This window comes from bacterium (assembly GCA_022616075.1).
Taxonomy (GTDB): domain Bacteria; phylum Acidobacteriota; class HRBIN11; order JAKEFK01; family JAKEFK01; genus JAKEFK01.
The window spans coordinates 1-18,012 of sequence record JAKEFK010000096.1 but is presented as its reverse complement, the minus strand read 5'-3'; the positions used below and the strand labels follow the sequence as shown (position 1 = coordinate 18,012).

The window sequence follows — 18,012 nt, the reverse complement described above, 5'->3', positions numbered from 1 at the left end:
TGCGCCTCGCTCGCGCCTTGCCATCAAGCCTGCGAGCCAGCAGCATATGTCATCATATTTATGGGAAGGGACACTTAGTGCTTGAGCAAAGTTTGAAATCGAACGTTGGGTGAGAGAAAATAACAGTATTGCTTATCTGGCTCCGTGAGTGGACGTCAGGAGGCCGAAATGATCCTGCCAAGGTGGTCGATTTTTATTTCTGCGAGTGCGATTGCACTCTTATTAGTCTTTGATATTGTCTCGGCGCAGGAAGAAGGGGCGCCGATGGTCAGTCCTCTGAAGTCCACCGCTGATACTTGCAAGAGCTGCCATTTGCGCAACTACCAGGAATGGGAACAGTCCTACCACGCCAAAAGCGTGGTTGCTGCGCTTACCTTTCTTAAGAAGTACATCATTACACAAGAGCAAGTAAAGGGAAGGGAACTGAATCGAAACGAGTTAATGGCCTGCATAGGCTGCCACGCGCCGGTAATGCGGTTTGCAGCGGACGAAGACTTCAAACGACTTGCTCATCTGATTAAAAGCGATCAAAAAGAAGCGCTCGCAAGATTGAACGTGGATTGCGTGGCTTGCCACGCTCTGTTCGGCGGTGGTGATCTCCACGCGAAGCCACCTGAAGAGATCGAAAAACAAACCTACTACGGGACTATCAAGAATCCGGTGAAGACTCAACACAACAGCCATTATGCTCCGGTGATGGAGAAATCAGAATTCTGCAAAGGGTGCCACACCTATGCCACCCCTGCTGATTTGAAGCTCGAAGGGGATTGGGACGTAGTCTGCTCCATGACTTATGATAGCTGGGCCGCGGGACCCACAGCTAAGGGAGCAGATGTCAAGCACTGCCAGGACTGTCACATGGAAAAGAAAGACGGCAAGGCGGCCGATGGGGACGATGTTCCCCAGCGGAAAGTCTCCAATCATACCTTCCCTGGCTGGCACGACGCCACCACGCTAAAAAATGCTTCTGAAATCTTTCTTGCCCATAAGCCCGGCACTAAAGATGGCACTGTAACTCTTACTGTAAACATCGATAACAAGGCGGGCCATCGGATTCCGGATACGTGACCATGGGCCGCCAAAGTGGTGCTGGATGTCACCGCAAAAGATTCGAAAGGGTTTCAGGTGTTTGGGGAAACGAAAACCTTCAACATGATCGGCTATACCGAGAAGCATCAAAAAGGAGAGATGACGGTTGATAGCTGGCTGGTTAGCTCGTGGGAGGACAAGGCGCTTCAACCCGGCAAAATGACACTGTCCTTTGAGATCACCGCGCCTGCAGAAGTCACTGATGTCGAGGTGCAAGTTGTATTGAAGTATCATCTTGCCGATAAAGTCTGGCCGATGACTCAGGCGAGTCAAAAAATTCCAGTTCGTCAACGAAGGAACTAACAGAGTGCCGTAGTGCTGAGTGCTGAGTATGGTGGATGAAGAATACATGGCGATGGCGCTGGAAGAAGCGCGCCTGGCTGCTGCAGAAAACGAAGTTCCGGTCGGTGCTGTTCTGGTGTTTGAAGATCGCATCATCGCCAGAAATCACAACAGGATGGTTCAGCAGAAGGATCCACTCGCGCATGCCGAACTCCTTACGATGCAAGCAGCTCTCAAAACTCATCCCGTAAAATGGTTGCTGAATACATCCCTCTACGTCACACTGGAGCCGTGCGTGATGTGCGCTGGAGCTTTGGTATTGGCGCGTGTCAAACGACTTGTCATTGCTACACCGGATCCAAAAGCAGGAGCGTGCGGCAGTATTCTGGATGTAGTTCGTTGGCCTCAACTAAACCATAGAGTGGAAGTGAGCACGGGGCTTCTGCAAAACGAAGCTTCGACACTTCTAAAAGAATTTTTTCAAAAACTCCGATTGAACAACGAAAAAGGGTTAACATAAAAGAATCAATTAAGGAGGTTAGAAAATGTTAGGAGAAAGAATAGGAACAGAGAAAGGCAAAGTTACGGGAAGAAGAGTGCTGAGCAATGATGATTTGACTGTGAGAGTTGAGACATCTCAGGAGGGAGAAGGCCAGATCCTCGGTGTAAAGTACAAATCCATGGCAACGTACTGGTCCATTATGAGAAATATCGGAACGCTGTTTGGAGAGGGACAAGGAGTCGCAATGATGGAAAACGGTGAAACCGCGACCTGGCGAGGACAAGGTGTTGGGACTCCAAAAACGGACGGAGGCGTAAGCTTTCGTGGTGCAATCTTCTTTGAAACGTCTTCCAGCAAGTTATCCGCCCTCAACTCGATGGCTGTTGTGTTTGAATACGAGGTCGACGCGGCAGGAAATTACTCATCGCAAAGCTGGGAGTGGAAATAAGGATTACGGCTCGCTAGGGCGTGTGCAGATACAAAATGTATTCCGCCAGTGCTTCATATTCATGCGGCTCATAGTGAAAGAACGGGGGCATTTTCGAATTGCGTACAAGCGATTGCGGATCGTAGATGTGTTTCTTATGCCATTCTTTCGTGCGAAGCAGCCGGAATGTTAAGTCGGGGGATGGGACTTCCGGCTTCTTACCCCCCTGTCCATCGATTTTATGACAATTCAAACAGGAACTGTTATAGAGAAAATGCGCGCCGAATCTCACCCGGGAAGGGATGGAGGAAAGGAGATCCGGGCGATCCCCTGAAACGATACGCAAAACGGACATCAGTTCTTCCACTTCCTTATCTTTAAAAACAATTTCGCTCCCCAGTTGTTCTTGCATGTGTTGCTGAAACCAGCCAGAACCGGACGGGAACTGGTTTCGCGCTAAGGTCTGCAAGTCCGGGCGATCTCCTAATACAGTCATACTATGGCATTCGAAGCAATGCTGTTTGAGCAAATAAAGTCCACCAACTTCCGAAGGACGCTTGATCCGTTCTGCACGTGTGGTAAGAATTCCTGCGAGCCCCAGAACGGAACGAGGAGGCGTTTCCTGAATTGCTGCATAGGTCAACCACGCCCACGTCGAAATCCCGATCAACAAGAAGGTGATCGCGAAGGACCGGTATCGCAATTCTCTTCTCGGATTTCGATCTATGAAAGGGATCAAAAAAAGCGCAACGGTCAGCAACGCGGGGATAAAGAAAGTGCCCACAACTTCCCACTTTCCTTCAAAATAACGGAGCATCTGGAATAGAAACAGGAAGTACCAGTCCGGGCGCGGAGCGACAGTGGTATCGGATGGATCCGCGGGAGAATCGAGCGGGGCGTACAGTTGCCACGCAAAGAGACAGAGCAGACAGAGAACGAGAAACGCTGCCGCGGAATCCCGTACCATCTGGTATGGGTAGAATGGCGTTTCGCGCGGAGCTTGATCCCCGGTGCGCGACCAGGGCGCCGTGATTCCGAAACGCCGGACCAAAAAGAGATGCACTGCTACTAATAGAATAGTAATAATGGGCAACAGGATGACATGAATGCTGTAGAATCTGCTCAGGGTCATAGCGCCAACAGATTCGCCTCCCCGAATCAGATGGGCCAGCGCCGGACCAATCAGTGGAATGGTGCTGATGATTTGGATCGTCACGGTTGTACCCCAGTAAGAACGCTGGTCCCAGGGGAGCAAGTATCCCGTCTGGCCGAACGCGAGAATGCAGAACAGAAGCAAGAGACCGGCAAACCAGGTGAGTTCCCTGGGTTTCCGGTACGCTGCGTAAAGAAACGTTCGGATCAAATGGAATCCTGCGAACACAACGAGGAAGGAAGCTCCCCAGTAATGCAAACCCCGAAGCCAGGCGCCTCCCTGCATTTGCTCCATCAGAAAACGGACAGAAGGATGGGCTCCTTGCGGCGATGGTGAATAGACAAAAGAAAGAAGAAAGCCGGTCAGAAACTGAAAACCGAGCAAAGCGAGCAGGATCGATCCGAGCACATGTGGCCAACCCACTTTGGCCGGTAAACGTTCATTAAGAAATCGATGCCAACCCGATTTCAATCCGATTCGATTTTCCAGCCAGTTGAACATTTTTAGCTTTTTTTAACAGAAGAACGCAAAGATCGCTAAGATTTTTTAATCTTTGCGTCCTTCGCGATCTTCTGTTCAAAAACTAAATTTTCGAAATTTTGCCGATTCTGATCTGCGTTCCTTCCTTCTTCACCTGAAAACGGTCGAGTGGCCGTGGTGGCGGTCCGGCGATCCGATTTCCTTCTTTATCGAACCTTCCACCATGACAGGGGCAGCGAAACTGTTCGCTTTTCGAATCCCAATCATAAGCGCAGCCCAGGTGTGTGCAGTGCGGTTCGAATACAAGGACCGTTCCATCGGGCTTTTTTCGAACCCAAACATATTCTTCAACGGTATGCACCATCCACCCATCGCGCATTAAACGCGTAAAAGCAACACGCGTGATCTCCTCTTGAAGAGCGTTCACATCACCGATCGGATACGCAGATGCATCCTGAGTGGAAGCAAATGATGCCTGGACGAAACGAAGGAGGGGCAGCGCAAATAATACGGAGATTAGCGCAGAAAAGAGTTGCACAAGGCGGCTCAGGAAAGTTCGTCGTTCCATCATTTATATGAAACCACAGATGAAATCATTTTCAACCGCCAAGACGCAATGACGCCATGATTAAAAATGTAGATCTTTTTTCTTGGCGTTCTAGGTGCCTTGGCGGTTCATTTATGTTTTTAAATTGACACTCAAAGGAGGATTATGATAGCGTGAGTTTTCCCAAAAAACATTAACTCAATGTAAATTCCTGATGACGGTTGAAGCTTCTTCCGACGAACTAAAACGTACTCCTTTGCATGCCGTGCACACTGCTGCGGGGGCCAAAATGGTCCCATATGCCGGCTGGCACATGCCGATCGAGTACACCGGTGTTGTCAGCGAACATGTGGCAGTGCGCACCTCTGCGGGGCTCTTCGATGTTTCTCACATGGGTGAGATTGAAGTTACCGGTCCGGATGCCCTTGCGCTTGTTCAGAGGGTCACCACAAACAACGCAGCAAAACTTGCCCTCAACCAGGCTCAGTACAGCGCCCTGATTTACCCGGAAGGAACATTCGTAGATGACTTGCTGGTTTATCGTTTTGCAGAAAATCATTTTTTCCTCTGCGTAAACGCTTCCAATGCGGAGAAAGACTACGAATATATTCGAAGTCATGCGCGCGGGAATGTGGAAGTTCGCAACACCAGCGATCAATATGCGCAGATCGCTCTGCAAGGACCAAGGGCGATCTCCATTCTGCAGAAGATGACAGCTTTTGATCTACAAAGTGTGAAGTATTACTGGTTCCGCCGTTTGGACCTGGCCGGCGAACAGGTCATCGCGGCCAGGACCGGTTATACAGGTGAAGATGGATTCGAAATTTTTAGCAAGCCTGCGAAAGCCGCTTCCCTCTGGAACCGGATTCGTGAAATCGGAGGGGATCATGTTACTCTCGCCGGATTAGGAGCGAGGGACACTCTTCGACTGGAAGCAAAAATGGTTCTCTACGGCAATGACATTGACCAGACAACGACCGTGCTGGAAGCAGATCTTGAATGGATCATCAAGTGGGATAAGGGTGATTTCATCGGCAGGTCCGCTTTGTGGAATCAAAAAGAAAATGGCCTCGATCGAAAACTCGCCGGTTTCGAGATTTTGGACCGCGGCATCGCGAGACATGGATATGACGCCTTTATCGAAGACAAAAAAGTGGGAGCAGTTACGAGCGGTACCTATGCGCCCTATTTGAAAAAAGCGATTGGTCTGTTGTATCTGCCTGATGAGTACGCAGCGGTCGATCAGGAATTTGAAATTGATGTGCGGGGAAAACGTTTGAAAGCGCGTGTTGTACCAACTCCGTTTTACAGAAGAAAGAAGTAAGGAGCTTCGAATGTATCCAAAAGAATACCTCTATACAAAAGAGCACGAATGGATCAAGAAAGATGGATCTCAAGCTGTAGTCGGCATCACCATTTACGCTCAAAAGCAGCTCGGAGATATCGTATTTGTGGAATTGCCGCAGCCAGGAAAGAATTACGAAGCAGGAAAACCTTTTGGATCGGTGGAATCTGTGAAGGCTGTTTCCGAAATCTATGCTCCTGTTTCTATGGAAGTTGTGGCAGTAAACAATGATGTTGTGCAAAGACCGGAACTGATCAACGAAGATGCTCATGACAAAGGGTGGCTGATCAAAATTAAAGTGAACAATGAAGCGGATCTTGAGGGGCTTCTCAGCGCTGAAGAATACGAAGAGTTGATTTCACAAGATCAGCATTAGAACGATTACGATCACGATCACGATCCACGATTAATAATGAGATACATTCCTGCAACGGAACAAGACATCAAAAAGATGATGGAGGAAGTTGGAGTCGGCAACTTCGATGAACTCTTCTCCATGATTCCGGCCGCGCTCAAATTTCAGGGTCAATTTTCCATTCCGGCAGCCCTGTCGGAACAGGAATTAACGGAACATTTGTGGCAGCTCTCAGCGCGCAATCATCATTTGCTGGAATCTTCTTCTTTTCTTGGTGGTGGCGCTTATCATCATTATTCGCCGGCGCTAGTGGACGCATTGATCAGCCGTGGCGAATTCATGACCAGCTATACGCCGTATCAGCCGGAGATCAGTCAAGGAACGCTGCAAGCAATTTTTGAGTTTCAGACATATATCTGCCAGATCACAGGACTCGATATCGCAAATGCATCGATGTATGACGGAGCTTCTTCGGCTGCAGAAGCGGTGCTCATGGCGCGGCGGGCTCAATCCGGACGCACCAAAGTCCTGCTTGCCAGGTCGGTTCATCCGAATTACCGAAAGGTCATCCGGACTTACACGGCCAATCTACCGGTTGAAATCGTTGAACTGTCTTACGATGCACAAGGCAGAGTGGACTCTGCGGGGCTGGCAAAGCAGCTGGATGACAATACGATTTGTGTTGCAATTCAGTCACCGAACTACTTCGGAGTCGTGGAAGATCAAACGGCTCTATTTCAAGCAGCCAAACAGAGAAGCGTGCTGGGTATTTCGATCGTAGCGGAAGCTTTGTCTCTGGGAATCTTGAACTCTCCGGGAGACTGTGGAGCCGACCTGTGCGCCGGTGAAGCGCAGTCACTGGGCTTGCCTGTGGGTTATGGTGGCCCGTACGTTGGATTTCTTGCTACAAGGCAAAACTTGATGCGAATGCTCCCCGGACGTCTGGTTGGAATGGCAAAGGATCAGAAAGGACGCCGCGGATTCGTGTTGACTCTCGCAGCGCGCGAACAACATATTCGTCGTGAAAAAGCCACTTCAAACATCTGCACCAATCAAGGTTTATGCGCACTCGCAGTAACCGTGTATTTGTCCTATCTAGGCGCAGAAGGATTTCGCAATTTGGCGCTTCGCAATCTTCAGATGGCTCACTATGCGAAAGAAAAACTCCGCAAGGCGGGACGCATCGCTTTTTCCGGACCTCATTTTAATGAATTCGTTCTGGAATTGTCTTCGGATGCTGAAGAAGTTTGCCGGAAACTGGCCGGCAAAAAGATTTATCCAGGAATCCCACTCGGGCGCTACTATCCGGAATTCGCGCGACATTTATTGATCTGCGTAACAGAAATGACCAAGAAAAATAAAGTGGATCAACTTGCGGTTGAGCTGGAAGGACTGCGATGAAATCAACAAAACAAGCAGGCCATCTGGATGAACCTCTGATTTTTGAAAAGCGGAAGGACCGCTCCGGCTATTCGTTGCCTCCCGCGGAAATTGCAGAAGTGAAGGCGGAAGAAATACTGCCTGGAGAATTGATTCGTGAGCAGATTTCCGAAATGCCGGAGATCAGTGAGCTGGAAGTGATTCGTCATTTCACCAGAATATCTCAATGGAACCATAGCATTGATACTGCTTTTTATCCGTTAGGCTCCTGCACGATGAAATACAATCCGAAAATCAACGAGCGAACGGCGGCGTTTCCAGGCTTCGCTTATACGCATCCGGAACAACCCTACTCCACATTGCAAGGGAATCTCGAACTGCTATTCCTGTTGCAACAATATCTGTGCGAGATTTTCGGAATGGACGCAATCTCGTTGCAACCGTCCGCAGGCGCGCAGGGAGAAATGACAGGAATGATGCTGGTTCGGGCGTGTCTGCTCAAGAGAGATCAAAACCCTCGCAAGAAAATCTTGATCCCTCATTCGGCGCACGGAACCAATCCTGCAAGCGCGGCGCTATGCGGATATGACATTGTGGAACTGCCTGCAAATGAGAGAGGATGCCTGGACTTGAAATCTCTCACGGCTGCCATGAATGAAGATGTTGCAGCGCTCATGATAACTAACCCCAACACGGTCGGGTTATTTGAAGAAGATATAGGAAAGATTGCTCAGATCTTGCACGCAAAGGGAGGATTTGTATATCTGGATGGCGCCAACATGAATGCTGTGGTCGGCGTTGCGCGACCCGGAGATTTCGGCGCCGATGTAATGCATTTGAATCTTCACAAAACCTTCAGCACGCCGCACGGCGGCGGCGGACCGGGAGCGGGACCGGTACTTGTAAAATCGGCGCTTGAGCCTTTTCTACCTGTTCCGCGCATCGTGAAAAAGGGTGAAGGTTATAGTTTTTCGAGTGATTTCCCGGATTCAATCGGAAAAATTCATTCATTCTATGGAAACTTTCGAATTCTGGTGCGAGCCTATACTTATCTTTTGGCCTACGGAAGTGATCACATCCGGAACGTTGCTGAGCTGGCAGTTCTGAATGCCAATTATTTGCGTGTCAAACTGAAAGAGAATTATCATCTACCCTATGATCGTCCGGTCATGCACGAAGTTATTTTTTCTGATAAATGGCAGCTAAAACAGGACGTGAAAACGCTGGATATTGCAAAACGATTGATGGATTACGGATTTCACCCACCCACCATCTATTTCCCGTTAATTGTGCCAGGAGCTATGATGATCGAGCCGACTGAAACGGAATCGCTGGAAACGCTCGACGCATTTGTAGAGGCGATGAAAAAGATTGATGAAGAGGCAAAAACAGAACCTGAAACGGTGAAATCAGCCCCCCATACGACAAAGATTTCGCGTCTGGATGAAGCCGAAGCAGCTCGCAGACCTGTGCTGCGCTGGAAAGCTTAGGATTTAACGCAGAGGCGCAGAGACGCAGAGTTTTAATCTCTTTTCTCTGCGTCTCCACGTCTCTGCGTTGAAAATGAGCCCTGAATTGGAACCGTCACCACTTACGTGCAGCGGTGAAGAGTTATATTCAATCGTTTCCAGCACCAATCGATCGCGATTGATGCTCTGTCTTTCGAACCCGGTCCTTTCCGAAGAACACATACTTTCGCTTCTTCGAAATCCACACATCACGAAGGAAATTATCCAGACGGTTCATGATCGCTTCAGTAAAAGCTACAAAGTACAATTCGGCATCGTAAATTGTCCAAAGACTCCCTATACGCTGTCCATGCGTCTCCTGCAAACACTTTTCTGGAACGACCTGGTTCGAATCGCTGAAAATTACCGGCTTTTCCCTCCTCTGCGCCGGTCGGCCGAAAACTATCTTCGGGAAAAAGTGTCCGGGCTGACTTTGGGGGAAAAGAAGACGCTGGCAAGGACCGCCCCCCGCCCGGTGATCGGTCTATTAAAAACTGAACTGGAGCCATCCGTATTCGGGTGTTTGTTGCGCAATCCCCGTTTTGTCGAAGAGGATTTGCTGCCGATTATCAGCAACGAGCTAACACCCGTAGGTGTTCTCGAAACGATCGCATCCGACCGTCAATGGACGAACCGCTATCCGGTTCGTCTTGCGCTCGTGCGTAATTTGAGAACCCCGCTTCGTTTTACGCTCTCCTTCCTTTCCAAACTCCAGAAAAGGGACCTCGAAATACTGGCGAAAGATGCCCAAACACCGCACCTGATCCGCGCAGCCGCCGACCGCATCCTGACAGGCGAGTATTAATTTCACCGCCGAGAACGCAGAGAGCGCGGAGAAAAAATTCTCTTTTTCTCTCTGCGCCCTCTGCGATCTCTGCGGTAAAAACCTTCGTTGACAAGCCGGAAAGGAAAGGGCTAAAATTAACGACCAATTCAGGTGTAGTCTATATTTTAGCCATCATACCTGTGTTTAGTTTTTATGATCTCCATAGGGGAGGAACTGAAAAGAGAGCGAGAGTTTCGAGAAATCTCATTACGTGAGATCTCCGATGCCACTAAGATCAATATTCGAATGCTCGAAGCGATTGAGAAGGATAACTTTGGGGCTCTGCCGGGGGGCATCTTCAATCGCAATTTCATCCGGGCATATGCGGAGTTTATTGGCCTGGACCCAGAACTCATAATCCGAAAATACCAAATCCAGACAGGGACAGATCAGGAAGCGAAATTACCTCCTGCTTTGATTATTCCAGCCGGTAAAGAGGGGAGAAAGATTACGAAAACCCAGTTGATTGTGATTTTTGTAGCCGCCGTTTCCTTTCTTTTGGTGATGCTTTTTCTGGTCTGGAGATTTCCCGAAAAAATGCCCTTTAGGAAGAACACTGTTGTCACACCTGTTACGGCATCGGATGATTCCTTTGTATGAACCCGACTGCTGTGCTGATTGACCAGATCCGTTCAGGAACGGCTCCTTTAAATATCCGGCAGTTTGCGGCTCAAGGGCTTTTGCCGATACCGGAAGATGACTTGATTCCCCTGCAGATTTTGCTCCGTCAAGACCCCGAAGAAGGAGTGGCCAAAGCAGCGAAACTCACGCTCGCCCGAGTTTCGGAAGAAACGTGGATCCGGCTTGTAGAGAAAAAAGATCCATCGCGAGATGTCCTTTACTATTGCCTGCAACAAACGAACTTTCCCCCTCTCATTCATGAAAGAATTTTGTTAAATCATTCGGTGCCGGATGAAATTGTCCGTCATATGGCTTCCCAGGAATCGGGCGCCAATCTGGATTTGATCATTAACAATCAGGTCAGGCTTCTCCGGAGTAACGCGATTCTGATAGCGATGGAGCAGAATCCGTTTTTGACAATCGATCAAAAAAGAAGGATCGAAGAGTTCAAGACGGAATTCGTGTTCAAGAAACAGATGGCGAGGCATGAGTCGCCCCTGGATGAAGTCATCAGCCTGCCTCTGGAAGACATCCTGGCTCGCATTCCCACTCTGGATGCCGAATCCCAAAGACTGATTCTCGAAGCGGATAGCAGCAAACAGACTGTAGAGATCACCGATCAACAAGTGCAGCAGGAGTTGCAAAAAATATTTTCTCCGGAAGAGTTGCGGGACGTGCCGGAAGAGGTTTTTACAACATATCAACGCATCATCAAAATGAATCAGGGAGAAAAACTGCGCGCGGCACTCTTTGGAACCAAAGAAGAAAGGGGCATATTAATTCGCGATCACAGTAAACAGGTGGCTTCTATGGTTTTGAAGAATCCGAAAATTACGGATCCGGAGCTTGAAAATTTCGCGCAGATGAGGAATCTCGATAGCGACATTCTCCGGCAAATGGGGCAGTCGCGAGATTGTGTGAAGAAATACTCGGTAATCCACCTACTGGTGAAGAATCCGAAGACACCTAGTCCTGTTTCCTTAAATCTATTAAAATTGTTACGAGAGATGGATTTACGAAACATCGTTCGTGATAGAAATATTCCCGATCTGATCCGCCGGCAGGCGAAGCGGCTCTACGACATGAAAGAACATACTCGGAAATAATATCGGTTCCGTATGAATATCAACTACAAGGCCATATCTGATGTTGGAAGAAAGAGGAGCGCAAATGAGGACAGCTTTTTTGCGGATCCGGAACTGAAGCTATTTGTGGTCGCGGATGGTATGGGAGGGCATGCCGCCGGTGAGGTCGCATCAAAAATCGCAGTCGACTCCATTCAGGAATTTATCAAATTCACCAACGATGATAAGGATATCACCTGGCCTTACGAATATGATGAAACTTTATCTCTGGCCGGGAACCGCTTGAAAACAGCGATCCAGAGCGCACATGCCAAAGTTCTGGAAGCTACAAGTCAAAAGAAAGAATTTCAGGGGATGGCAACAACAGTTGTTTCCATCCTGGTTGCTGATACCAAAGCCCAGGTTGCGCACGTAGGAGATAGCCGGGCCTATCTGGTCCGGGAAGGAAAACTCATTCAGTTAACGAGCGACCATTCCTGGGTCAATGAACAATTAAGGACCGGCGCCATCACTTCGGCACAGGCGAGGAATCACCCTTATCGAAATATTGTGACGCGAGCGCTGGGCGGCCCCAATCCGGTGGATGTGGATGTCACGGAAGAACCGCTGCAAAATGGCGACATCATTCTCCTCTGTTCAGATGGACTCAATACCATGATTTCCGATGAAGATATTCTGGACATCGTAGATCGGCATAAAGGTGATCTGGAAAAAGCGTGCGAAGAACTGATCAACATAGCGAATCAGAACGGAGGTGAAGACAACGTCACGGCGATTCTCGTAAAATACCAAGACGAGCCACAAGAATAGATTCCTCCATTCCTTTTTCATTTCTCATTGACAAGTCGCTGAGACGGATCGATGTTAGATCAGTAATGAGCAATGAGTTATGAGCAATGAGTTCTCCTGAGAAATCTCATTACTCATGACTCATTACTTTGGTACTCTCATATGGCAAACCCGCAGAAAATAGGGAAATACACCATCGTCGAAAGAATCGGACGCGGGGGGATGGGTTATGTTTATCGCGCAGTGGATCCTTTTCTAAAGAGGGACATCGCATTGAAAACAATGCTGAAGGATGTCTCGGAAGATCCGGATCTCCGGACCCGTTTTGTTCGTGAAGCACAATCGGCCGGTGGTCTACGACATCCTAATATCGTAACGATTTACGATCTGGGGGAAGACGAAGAAGGATGTCCGTATATTGCCATGGAGTTCCTGACCGGAACAGACCTGGAACAGATCATCAAAAATAAGATTGAATTATTGCTTCCCAAAAAACTCGATGTTTTGATCCAAACCAGCATTGGTCTAGGCTACGCGCACAATAACGGCATCGTTCACCGCGATATCAAGCCTGCAAACATCCGGTTGCTGGACAATGGAGATGTGAAAATCATGGATTTCGGAATCGCAAAGATTTCGGCTTCTCATTTTACACGAACGGGCATGATCATGGGTACACCTCATTACATGGCGCCTGAACAAATTCGCGGAGAGAAGGTGGACCGGCGGGCGGATATTTTTTCACTTGGAGTTGTGCTGTATGAATTGCTGAGTTTTCGAAAACCATTTCCCGGTGATAATCCAACCACCGTACTATTTAAGATCATTCACTCCGAGCCGGACCCGCTCACAGACGGCCAGTTTGTGCCTCCGGAAGGTCTGGAAGATGTGATTCATCGTGCGCTGGCAAAGAATCAGGAAGAACGTTATCAAACGTGCGAAGAACTTACAGACGATCTACTGCAGGTGCTGGGGCAAATTCAGCAAGCGGATCCTACGCTACTTTCCTCGTCCGGTACCCCGCTTCCTTTCGCCGGTGGAAGAACGCCCCTTCCCTCTCAGAGACGGACTCCAAGACCCGGAACCGCTCCATCTGGATTGATCACCCCTCGACCTTCTACGGAAGTAATGACGCCGAAAACAAAAGTGGCCGCCACAGTCGTTTCAGCAACACAAACACCTCCTCCCCTTCTTCCCGAAGCTGAAATACAGCCCGGTTCAACGGTGCTTACACCAACAGCTCTTACGCCGGCTACGGGACCTGCGCTCCCCAATTACAATCAAGTTCCGCCACAACCGATTCTGAATCCTGTTCGGCAGCCTTCTCCGATTCTCGCTCCCGAAACACGTAAGTTATTGTTGATTCTATCGGGCGCCATTCTTACCGTGATAGTTTTCGGCGCAATCCTTATTGGACTCTGGAATAAGTTTCGTACACTTGAACCTGCGCCACCTGCAATCGTCGAACCGATCCCGCGTCCGGAACCGGCACCGGTTGTGAAACCCGAAATAAAGGAAATACCCCCGGCCCCGGTTACGGTCCTGACAGGATGGATTTCCCTAAACATTCAACCGTGGGCCGAAATCCGGGAAGTCAAAGATGAAAAAGGAAATCCCATCTCCTCCACGGCAATGATCACACCGTGCAAAATGGAGCTTCCTGTTGGAAAATACCGGATTGTACTTGCAAATCCGCAATACAAAACTCTCACTATTGATGTTGAAATTCAAAACAATTCGACCACTGTCGTAAAGAAAACAATGGATGGTTTTGACTATGCTAGGGCGGTGGATTCACTCGATTTATAAGACTCTTGCGGTCTTGCTGATTCTCTTATGCACCGTCTCTACCTCTGCAGCAGAATGGTATAAAGACTACGAAGCCGGGCTTGACCACCTCAAAAAAGGACGATTCGGCGAAGCAGTTCCCCGATTGCAATCTGCGATTGCCCAGAAAAACCAGGAAGGACTCAACATCAAGTTTTACGGAATGAAATTTGATGATTATTTTCCGCATTATTATCTTGGAAAAGCTTATTTCAACCAGAAAAACTATCAGGGTGCTTTGAAGGAATTTGATATCTCCAGTTCGCACGGGGAGATTCAAAGAAATCGGAGCCTTTTCCAAAATCTTTCAGAGTTAAGAACGCTGGCATCATCGCAGCTCGCACTGCTGAATCAACCCCAGCCAAAACCGGACCCAATCCAGCCGAAGCCAGAACCCATCCAGCCGAAACCTGAACCGGTGATCCCCGAGAAGAAACCGGAACCAATCCAGCCGAAACCTGAACCGGTGATCCCCGAGAAGAAACCGGAACCGGAAAAGATCGAGCCCGTGCCAGTCCCGGGACCGCCGGCGCCAACAGTGGAAGAATTAAATCTGCAAAAAACGAAAACGCTGATAAAAGATGGCGCGCGCAGGTATTTTCAAGGTGATTATGATTCGGCGATCGCTTCCTTTTCCCTCGCGCTGAAGTTAACTCCAGAAGAGGCTTCAGCTCAATTTCTGATCGGCTGTTCTTATGCCGCCAAATATTTGTTGTCCGGATCATCTGATCAAACGGCTTTCCAGAGAGCTTCGGCGGCGTTCCAAAAGATCCGGAGAGTGAGTCCGAACCACCCGCTTACGAAAAGCCCTCTGATCTCTCCCGCTGTTCGTGAAATGTATCAAAGTGTTGAGTGATGAGTGCCGGGTGCTGAGGTAGCTCGGCACTCAGCACTCATTGCTTCTTGTAACATCTCGCTTTTACAATGTCCTGCGGTAGCCATACAACTTTTTGAAAATCTACGGCTCGTTTCGCCGCGGGATCCAGCTCCACCTGATACGCATCGAGATATTTTGAACCGAAAGGATAATTTTGTTCCACTTTTAAGACTTTCCCAAATTGCTTGTCCGTAGTTTTATCGTAGAGCACATCTCCGGCTTGAAAAGTCTTTAAGAGATATCCAAACCGGAAACTGTAAAAGCTGATCATCAGGCTCAGACAAAATCCGAGAGTTACCAGGAGCTCGCGTCGCGTACGTCTCTTGATCCAGGCGATAACTCCGAATTCTTTGAATCGTTTCTGGACCCGAACGGTCTTTTGCAGCCGAATCGTCTGTCGCGTATCATATTGACTCTTGGCATTCAGATCACTCAAAACCTTGTAAGCGTTTTCTATTTCCCGGCGGTCGATTGATGTGTCGTATCGAGATTCTTTCAGCAAGCGCTGGTAGGCCTGTTCGATCTCTTTACGTGAAGCGTTTGGCGCTATCTTTAACTTATGATAGTAATCCAATTACTCCCGACCCCCTTGGATTGCCAACTCCAATGTATCGTATATGATAAACGCAATCAACTATGGTTGTAAAGTTCATTCCGCCCTCATGCGAATGATTCAAAGTTCGACGAATCCCCGCATTCAAAAGGCTAAGAAAATAGGCAAAAATCGGAACGAAAAACTCTTCTTGATTGAAGGCAAAAAGCTCTTGCTTGAAGCAATTGGTTCGAGGTTGAAGTGTGAAGAAGTATTTGTAACTCCCGAGGTTTGGGCAAAAGAAAAGCAGTGGTTGAAACCACTGGAAGAACAGGGCACGACTATTTATCTTGTCACACCGAGGCTTTTGAAGTCGATCTCTGACGTCCAGACGCCTCAAGGCATGCTTGGAGTGGCACGAAAACCGCTCCTTGTACAATCTCTGGCGATAGCGAAATTTGCGCTCTTACTGATATCCATCCGTGACCCTGGCAATTTCGGCGCAATTCTTCGCACTGCAGAAGCAAGCGGCTGCGAATGGGTCAGCTACAATTCGGATTGCGTGGATCCCTTTCTGCCGAAGGTGGTACGCGCCTCCATGGGAAGTCTGTTTCGTGTCCCGCTGATGGAAATAGGAGATGCCACGGATTTTCTGAAACAGGGGCTGCAGCGAAATATCCAGTCCTGCGGTCTGGTAACCAGAAACGGGCGTTCCCTTTTGGATTGGAAACCGGTTTTTCCGCTGATCGTTTGCATCGGCTCGGAAAGCCGCGGACTGCCGGCGGATTTGCCCGTAGACGAAAAAGTTTCCATACCGATGAAAGGGCATGTAGAGTCACTCAACGCCGCCGTTGCCGCTGCGATTTGTCTTTACACGATCTCTTTCTACGCTCAACAACACTAGGAGATAAACCGGATCGAAGGATAGAATAGATATTTCTTGATTTTTTCTCGTTTATCGACTTTAGAGTTTTTTATTTGGTCGATGCCGTCAAATAATTTGTAACGCCGGCCTCCGGCCGGCAAAAAACTTCGAGGTCTGCAAAAGTCTTCGCCGGCGGGACGCCAGCGCTACAAACCGCGAATATGTCTCAATCTGAAATCAAAACATTTCAATCTGAAATCTAGCATCTGAAATCTTAAATTTGGTTGCGGCCGAAGGTCGCATTGTGTTCATCCGTGTTTATCTGTGGTTCAAAGGAAGAAATGTCTGAGCAGAAACTCATACGCGCAGTCGGATTAAAGGAAGTAATTGCGCTGACCATTAATGGCATTATCGGCGCTGGAATATTTGCATTGCCGGCAACGGCGGGAAAAATTCTTGGAATCGCCAGTCCGATTGCTTTCATTCTGGCAGGTCTGTTCGCTTGCATCATCGTGCTCTGTTTTGCAGAACTTGGCGGCAGGTATGATCGAACGGGTGGAGCTTACCTTTATGCGTCGGAGGCGTTCGGTGGCGCTTTTGCTTTTGTAATCGGGTGGATGTACTTTCTGGCAAGACTGAGCTCTGTAGCAGCGCTGTGTAATGCCATGATCGGATTCATCAGTCATTTCGGATCAATCGGCACAATGCTTCGTGTTGGCATCATCCTTCTGACTTTCTTTTTGCTCGGCGGAGCCAATTACATCGGAATTAAGTTTAGTTCACGCGTGATTAATTTTCTTACCGCGGCAAAGCTAATTCCGCTGCTGCTGTTTATCGGCATTGGTCTTTTCTTTGTCAACTGGAATCTATTTTCAGGAATGAAATTCCCGGCGTTTAGTCCGCTTGCGGAAACGTTGCTTCTAGCAATTTTTGTATTCAGTGGATTTGAAATCGTTGCAGTCCCTGGCGGAGAAATCGTAAATCCTCAAAAGACTTTGCCGCGCGGATTGCTGATCGGAACGATTCTGACGATCGTAATCTATTTCCTGATCCAGGTTGTTTCGGTTGCCACCCATCCGGACCTGACGTCCGCTCAATCACCGCTGGCAGAAGCAGCAGTGCAATTCATGGGAAGCGGAGGAGGAACCTTAATGAGCGCCGGCGCAATCGTTTCAACTCTCGGAACCATGTTGCTCCTGGTGCTCGCTGCCCCGCGTATCCTGTATGCGATGTCCGTTCATGATCAAATGCCTCGCTTCCTCCAGGCAATTCATCCGCGTTTTCGCACACCCCACATCGCAACTGTGCTCATCACCGCATTGGCTGCCCTGATCACCATCAGCGGCACTTTTTCGCAACTTGCGACTCTCAGCGCTATGGCACGCCTGGTTACTTATGCCGGGGCGGCGCTCTCCCTGTTGAAACTGCGGCGAAAAGATCCATCGCCTGAAACATTCCGGGTTCCCGGTGGACCCGTTCTGCCCGTGCTCACTATTCTGATTTCCTTGCTGTTACTTACCGC

Annotated in this window: 19 protein-coding genes; 16 read left to right on the top strand and 3 right to left on the bottom strand. The window is 48.8% G+C overall.

The window, feature by feature from the left end; genetic code table 11:
• Positions 1-168: 168 nt before the first annotated feature.
• Genes L0156_08290 through L0156_08275 form a run of 4 tightly spaced genes read left to right on the top strand, consistent with a single transcriptional unit; the run spans position 169 to position 2,321 of the window.
• The gene (locus L0156_08290) at positions 169-1,068 is read left to right on the top strand and encodes a cytochrome c family protein (protein ID MCI0603000.1); all 900 of its coding nucleotides are present in this window, start codon (positions 169-171) and stop codon (positions 1,066-1,068) included.
• A gap of 18 nt (positions 1,069-1,086) precedes the next feature.
• Complete coding sequence (locus tag L0156_08285; GenBank protein MCI0602999.1) at positions 1,087-1,392, top strand: hypothetical protein; 306 nt, start codon at positions 1,087-1,089, stop codon at positions 1,390-1,392.
• A gap of 28 nt (positions 1,393-1,420) precedes the next feature.
• On the top strand, positions 1,421-1,891 hold the full coding sequence (gene tadA / locus L0156_08280; protein MCI0602998.1) for a tRNA adenosine(34) deaminase TadA: 471 nt from the start codon (positions 1,421-1,423) through the stop codon (positions 1,889-1,891).
• A 25-nt stretch (positions 1,892-1,916) separates the two neighbouring features.
• Positions 1,917-2,321 carry a hypothetical protein gene (locus tag L0156_08275; GenBank protein MCI0602997.1) on the top strand — a complete coding sequence of 135 codons (405 nt, stop codon included), beginning with the start codon at positions 1,917-1,919 and terminating at the stop codon, positions 2,319-2,321.
• Between the two features lie 13 nt (positions 2,322-2,334).
• Here L0156_08275 and L0156_08270 read toward each other — a convergent pair whose 3' ends face one another.
• Complete coding sequence (locus L0156_08270) at positions 2,335-3,954, bottom strand: cytochrome b N-terminal domain-containing protein (GenBank protein MCI0602996.1); 1,620 nt, start codon at positions 3,952-3,954, stop codon at positions 2,335-2,337.
• Between the two features lie 82 nt (positions 3,955-4,036).
• Complete coding sequence (locus tag L0156_08265; protein ID MCI0602995.1) at positions 4,037-4,501, bottom strand: ubiquinol-cytochrome c reductase iron-sulfur subunit; 465 nt, start codon at positions 4,499-4,501, stop codon at positions 4,037-4,039.
• Between the two features lie 193 nt (positions 4,502-4,694).
• Here L0156_08265 and gcvT point away from each other — a divergent pair, with 193 nt between their 5' ends.
• From gcvT to L0156_08215, 10 genes are all read left to right on the top strand, one after another.
• Positions 4,695-5,804: a glycine cleavage system aminomethyltransferase GcvT gene (gene gcvT / locus L0156_08260; GenBank protein MCI0602994.1), complete on the top strand. Its 1,110-nt coding sequence runs from the start codon at positions 4,695-4,697 to the stop codon at positions 5,802-5,804.
• 10 nt (positions 5,805-5,814) lie between these two features.
• The gene (gene gcvH / locus L0156_08255) at positions 5,815-6,201 is read left to right on the top strand and encodes a glycine cleavage system protein GcvH (GenBank protein ID MCI0602993.1); all 387 of its coding nucleotides are present in this window, start codon (positions 5,815-5,817) and stop codon (positions 6,199-6,201) included.
• A gap of 36 nt (positions 6,202-6,237) precedes the next feature.
• A complete protein-coding gene (gene gcvPA / locus L0156_08250) occupies positions 6,238-7,581 on the top strand; it encodes an aminomethyl-transferring glycine dehydrogenase subunit GcvPA (GenBank protein ID MCI0602992.1) in 1,344 nt (447 codons plus the stop codon).
• Positions 7,578-9,050 carry an aminomethyl-transferring glycine dehydrogenase subunit GcvPB gene (gene gcvPB, locus L0156_08245; GenBank protein ID MCI0602991.1) on the top strand — a complete coding sequence of 491 codons (1,473 nt, stop codon included), beginning with the start codon at positions 7,578-7,580 and terminating at the stop codon, positions 9,048-9,050. Before gcvPA ends, gcvPB begins: the two co-directional genes overlap by 4 nt.
• A gap of 73 nt (positions 9,051-9,123) precedes the next feature.
• Entirely contained in the window at positions 9,124-9,873 is a 750-nt protein-coding gene (locus L0156_08240) for a hypothetical protein (protein MCI0602990.1), read from the top strand.
• 174 nt (positions 9,874-10,047) lie between these two features.
• Positions 10,048-10,494, top strand: coding sequence for a helix-turn-helix domain-containing protein (locus L0156_08235; protein MCI0602989.1), 447 nt, complete (start codon positions 10,048-10,050; stop codon positions 10,492-10,494).
• Positions 10,491-11,621 carry a hypothetical protein gene (locus L0156_08230; protein MCI0602988.1) on the top strand — a complete coding sequence of 377 codons (1,131 nt, stop codon included), beginning with the start codon at positions 10,491-10,493 and terminating at the stop codon, positions 11,619-11,621. Before L0156_08235 ends, L0156_08230 begins: the two co-directional genes overlap by 4 nt.
• A gap of 12 nt (positions 11,622-11,633) precedes the next feature.
• Entirely contained in the window at positions 11,634-12,410 is a 777-nt protein-coding gene (locus tag L0156_08225; protein ID MCI0602987.1) for a Stp1/IreP family PP2C-type Ser/Thr phosphatase, read from the top strand.
• Between the two features lie 141 nt (positions 12,411-12,551).
• The gene (locus L0156_08220; protein ID MCI0602986.1) at positions 12,552-14,198 is read left to right on the top strand and encodes a protein kinase; all 1,647 of its coding nucleotides are present in this window, start codon (positions 12,552-12,554) and stop codon (positions 14,196-14,198) included.
• 526 nt (positions 14,199-14,724) lie between these two features.
• Positions 14,725-15,072: a hypothetical protein gene (locus tag L0156_08215; protein ID MCI0602985.1), complete on the top strand. Its 348-nt coding sequence runs from the start codon at positions 14,725-14,727 to the stop codon at positions 15,070-15,072.
• A gap of 37 nt (positions 15,073-15,109) precedes the next feature.
• Here the strand turns inward: L0156_08215 and L0156_08210 are convergent, their stop codons facing one another.
• Entirely contained in the window at positions 15,110-15,667 is a 558-nt protein-coding gene (locus L0156_08210; GenBank protein ID MCI0602984.1) for a hypothetical protein, read from the bottom strand.
• A gap of 94 nt (positions 15,668-15,761) precedes the next feature.
• On the opposite strand from L0156_08210, the gene L0156_08205 reads away from it, so the two are divergent.
• Together L0156_08205 and L0156_08200 are read left to right on the top strand one after the other, a co-directional pair.
• On the top strand, positions 15,762-16,529 hold the full coding sequence (locus L0156_08205) for an RNA methyltransferase (protein ID MCI0602983.1): 768 nt from the start codon (positions 15,762-15,764) through the stop codon (positions 16,527-16,529).
• 302 nt (positions 16,530-16,831) lie between these two features.
• The coding region (locus tag L0156_08200; protein ID MCI0602982.1) for an amino acid permease at positions 16,832-18,012 on the top strand (1,181 nt) is incomplete at its 3' end.

What these genes read in the sequence shown, in the direction of transcription:
- tadA (MCI0602998.1), top strand. Translation starts at nt 1,421, where the DNA reads ATGGTGGATGAAGAATACATGGCGATGGCGCTGGAAGAAGCGCGCCTG.
- L0156_08205 (MCI0602983.1), top strand. Translation starts at nt 15,762, where the DNA reads ATGATTCAAAGTTCGACGAATCCCCGCATTCAAAAGGCTAAGAAAATA.
- L0156_08235 (MCI0602989.1), top strand. Translation starts at nt 10,048, where the DNA reads ATGATCTCCATAGGGGAGGAACTGAAAAGAGAGCGAGAGTTTCGAGAA.
- gcvPB (MCI0602991.1), top strand. Translation starts at nt 7,578, where the DNA reads ATGAAATCAACAAAACAAGCAGGCCATCTGGATGAACCTCTGATTTTT.
- L0156_08225 (MCI0602987.1), top strand. Translation starts at nt 11,634, where the DNA reads ATGAATATCAACTACAAGGCCATATCTGATGTTGGAAGAAAGAGGAGC.
- L0156_08265 (MCI0602995.1), bottom strand. Translation starts at nt 4,501, where the DNA reads ATGGAACGACGAACTTTCCTGAGCCGCCTTGTGCAACTCTTTTCTGCG.
- L0156_08220 (MCI0602986.1), top strand. Translation starts at nt 12,552, where the DNA reads ATGGCAAACCCGCAGAAAATAGGGAAATACACCATCGTCGAAAGAATC.
- gcvPA (MCI0602992.1), top strand. Translation starts at nt 6,238, where the DNA reads ATGAGATACATTCCTGCAACGGAACAAGACATCAAAAAGATGATGGAG.
- gcvT (MCI0602994.1), top strand. Translation starts at nt 4,695, where the DNA reads ATGACGGTTGAAGCTTCTTCCGACGAACTAAAACGTACTCCTTTGCAT.
- gcvH (MCI0602993.1), top strand. Translation starts at nt 5,815, where the DNA reads ATGTATCCAAAAGAATACCTCTATACAAAAGAGCACGAATGGATCAAG.
- L0156_08240 (MCI0602990.1), top strand. Translation starts at nt 9,124, where the DNA reads ATGAGCCCTGAATTGGAACCGTCACCACTTACGTGCAGCGGTGAAGAG.
- L0156_08230 (MCI0602988.1), top strand. Translation starts at nt 10,491, where the DNA reads ATGAACCCGACTGCTGTGCTGATTGACCAGATCCGTTCAGGAACGGCT.
- L0156_08290 (MCI0603000.1), top strand. Translation starts at nt 169, where the DNA reads ATGATCCTGCCAAGGTGGTCGATTTTTATTTCTGCGAGTGCGATTGCA.
- L0156_08270 (MCI0602996.1), bottom strand. Translation starts at nt 3,954, where the DNA reads ATGTTCAACTGGCTGGAAAATCGAATCGGATTGAAATCGGGTTGGCAT.
- L0156_08275 (MCI0602997.1), top strand. Translation starts at nt 1,917, where the DNA reads ATGTTAGGAGAAAGAATAGGAACAGAGAAAGGCAAAGTTACGGGAAGA.